The sequence below is a fragment of the Paraburkholderia ultramafica genome, assembly GCF_902859915.1.
GTDB classification, from domain to species: domain Bacteria; phylum Pseudomonadota; class Gammaproteobacteria; order Burkholderiales; family Burkholderiaceae; genus Paraburkholderia; species Paraburkholderia ultramafica.
The window spans coordinates 1-630 of sequence record NZ_CADIKK010000161.1 but is presented as its reverse complement, the minus strand read 5'-3'; the positions used below and the strand labels follow the sequence as shown (position 1 = coordinate 630).

The window sequence follows — 630 nt, the reverse complement described above, 5'->3', positions numbered from 1 at the left end:
GCGGCGCAGAAGTTCGGGGCGAAGTGCGTGGGCGTGACGCTCTCGCAGAACCAGTTCGACCTCGCCACCGCACGCGTGAGAGCCGCGGGGCTGGAAGGCCAGATCGAGATTCGTCTGCAGGATTATCGCGACGTCACCGGACAATTCGACCGCATCACCAGCGTCGGCATGTTCGAGCACGTCGGCCGCAAGAATCTGCCGGGCTACTTCGAGAAAATCCACAGCCTGCTGGCCGACGACGGCGTCGCGATGAATCACGGCATCACGTCGAGCGATGCGGACAGCGGCGAAACCGCGCTCGGCGGCGGCGAATTCATCGACCGCTACGTGTTCCCGGACGGCGAGCTGCCGCACATCAGTCTCGCGCTCGAAGCGATGCAGCGCGGCGGGCTCGAAGCGGTTGACGTCGAAAGCCTGCGCCGTCACTATGCGCACACGCTGGATCTGTGGGCGGAAAATTTCGAGGCGCATGCGGACGAAGCCCGCAAGCTGGTCGACGACGAAAAATTCCGTATCTGGCGCGTGTATCTCGCCGGCTGCGCGTACGCGTTCGAAGCGGACGACGTGTCGATCTACCAGGTGGTGTGCCGCAAAGCCGGCCGCAGCGCGAAAACCTTGCCGTGGTCGCGC

At 64.6% G+C, this 630-nt stretch carries 1 protein-coding gene; it reads left to right on the top strand.

The window, feature by feature from the left end; translation table 11 throughout:
- On the top strand, positions 1 to 630 hold a 630-nt coding region (locus tag HV744_RS36675; protein ID WP_175154102.1), incomplete at both ends, for an SAM-dependent methyltransferase.